Annotated in this window: 4 protein-coding genes; all 4 read right to left on the reverse strand. The window is 67.6% G+C overall.

Annotation, left to right across the window (positions count from 1 at the left end; translation table 11 throughout):
• Window positions 1-83: 83 nt before the first annotated feature.
• A complete protein-coding gene (locus tag ACZ4VL_RS40385) occupies window positions 84-869 on the reverse strand; it encodes a phage antirepressor KilAC domain-containing protein (RefSeq protein WP_468210978.1) in 786 nt (261 codons plus the stop codon).
• A gap of 5 nt (window positions 870-874) precedes the next feature.
• Entirely contained in the window at window positions 875-1,387 is a 513-nt protein-coding gene (locus tag ACZ4VL_RS40390) for a hypothetical protein (protein ID WP_239666440.1), read from the reverse strand.
• Window positions 1,387-1,917: a hypothetical protein gene (locus tag ACZ4VL_RS40395; RefSeq protein WP_362189699.1), complete on the reverse strand. Its 531-nt coding sequence runs from the start codon at window positions 1,915-1,917 to the stop codon at window positions 1,387-1,389. Before ACZ4VL_RS40395 ends, ACZ4VL_RS40390 begins: the two co-directional genes overlap by 1 nt.
• On the reverse strand, window positions 1,904-2,478 hold a 575-nt coding region (locus ACZ4VL_RS40400), incomplete at its 5' end, for a hypothetical protein (protein ID WP_468210976.1). The genes ACZ4VL_RS40400 and ACZ4VL_RS40395, both read right to left, overlap by 14 nt.

The raw sequence follows: 2,478 nt of genomic DNA on the forward strand, positions 1-2,478 counted from the left end.
CATCTGCGAACCATCGAAGTACCGACCGAAGGTGATGTGAGGCTTCGAGATTCCCATCCCTCGAACAGGATCACTGTTCCAGCTCACGGGCTCACCTCAGTCGCAAGCTGCAGCCCGGTGGCGGCATCGGCCTGAGCCCAGGTCATCTGCCCCCGGTCGATACTCTCGGCCAGCCGCGACAGACCCTTCGCGGTCACCAGCACCTGCTCGTGTACGCGCTCCTGCTCACCGTCGGTGCGCTGGATGCACGCCTTATGCGTCAGCACGCCCTGCTGCAGGCGGTTCTGGTACGCCAGCCAGTTCTTGCTGCCCGCGCGGCGGTAGATCCAGCCATGCTCGGACAGCCACGCGAACAGCTGGCGCGGCTGGACCTGCAGCATCTTGGCGGCGGTGCTGATGTTGAAGGCACCGTCAGCCTGGCTCAGCCGCAGCAGCGCGCGGACCTGCGGCTCCTGGTACTGCACGCGCGCCTCGAGGATCTCGGCCTTCTCGCTGTAGGACAGCAACAGCGCGCGCAGCGTCGCCGGATCGGTCAGCGCCTGCATCGGGTCAGGAGCCGCCGCCCCGGCCGTGATCGCGTCATAGGCGCGGATCACCTGCAGGCTGAAGCTGGGGCTGATCCACATGGCGTAGGCATAGACCAGCTCGCGCACCACGTAGCTGCCGCCGTAGCGGCCGGCCACCGAGTGCACCGGGTAAATCCGGGAATCACCGGAGTTGACCAGCTCGGCCACCAGTTCCTCGGTCTGCTTCAGGCGCTGCCAGTCGCTGGGCTGGTGGCGCTTCGCACCACCGGATGCCTGGTGCAGGTCGTTCAGGCAGAACCTGCCCACGTCGTCGCGGCGCACAGTGACCCCGCCAATCATCATTGCGTTCAAGAGAACACCTCCGTTTTCCAGCCGCCGCCAGAGCCGCGCTGGACTGCCAAGAATCGAAACGGGTACATCGCGGCGGCCACCTTCACCTTCACGCGGGCGTCTTCCTCCCAGAAGCCCTTCACCTCATGGGCCTCCAGGTCGCCAGCGGCCGTCATCACGAAGAAGTCGATGGTGAGGTGGGTCTTTTCGGCCAACTTCAGCTTCACGGACTCGAATCGGAACCACGCGATCTCGCCGGCGGCCAGCTGCAGCGCCAGATGTGCGGCATAGGCTTCTTCCGTCTTGTTCATCTCCCCAGGCACGTGCCTGGGCCTACCCCGCGCGACCTTGCCGGCGGCGTTTCCGCTGCCGGAGGATTGAACAGCAGCCGGCGGGCGGTAGGCGCGCGGCGCGGCCGGTGACGGAGCGGCTACCGGCGTGCTGGCCTGCACCAAGCGGCGCATGCCCTCCGGCATGTCCTGCACGGTGGCGTAGCGCAGCGAACGGCTGGACGTCTTCTTCGGTCGCATCAGGCGGATGCCTCCATAGCGCCCCACACGCGCATCGCGCGCTGCCGGAATGCGTCGAACTCCTGACGGGCGCGCTGCTGCGCGGCCTGGTGCTCACGATCCATCTGCTCGAGCATGCAGTCGAACTCGACGTTCAGCAGGCCCATAAGCTGCTCCATGGACAACCCGCCGCGCGTGCGCTGCCCCGATGGTGGCGCGAGTATTGGCATGGCCAGCTGCTGCTGACCCGAGGGCGGCGCCGGCGCACGCTCTACGCGGCCTGCCTCAGTCGCAGCCCACGTCGCCACCGGCCGCCCATCGCGGCCGCTGTCGCGGTTCTCGCACCTGCGCACCAGCCCATCACCATCCAGCTCTCGCAGTAGGCCAGCCACGGCGGCCGTGCTCAGCAGCATCACCTCGCGTGGCGCGCCGGACTCGAGCGCGGCGTTGCCCATCAGCTCCAATGCCTCCGCTGCAGTGCTCTCGCCATGGATGCCCAAGCAGAACAGCAGCAGCTGCCGCTGATAGGCGCGGATTTCAGCCGGCTCCATGCGTGCCTCCGAATCCCAGATCCGCCGCGGCCTGCGCCATGGCGCTGCGCGCGGCGTCGCGGTTGCGCACCACGTGCAGCTCTGGCTTGGGTGCAGGCAATGCAGCCATCGCCTCGGGCACGGCGCCGCCGTCCATCACATGCTTCACCGCCCTGTCGTAGGCGTTGGCTAACATGCGCTGCTGCTGCGCGCCGCTCTCGGCCGTGGCGTAGGCGTGCAGGTCCAGATTCGACCGCACCAGCACGGTGAACCCGCTATGTGCCTGGCCGGGTCGCATCTGGCCATCGACCTCGGCCAACGACGGCACGCCCAGACACATGGCTCGGAACTGCCCGGGGTTCGGCGGCCACTGCAGCGCACTGCGCAGGCAGTTTCCCATCCCATCGGCAACCTGTCGCGGGGTGATGCCGATCAGCACTTGGAACCACAGTTCTCCGGCGGTGGTCAGGCTGCCCGCGTTGTTCACCGGGGCCGAGCCGTTCTCGCGCACCCACTTTCCGGGAAACATACCGGCCATCCGTTCCCACACCGTCCACAGCATGCTCACCGCGCGCTGGTCCG

The organism is Streptomyces sp. NPDC029014, from assembly GCF_055564695.1.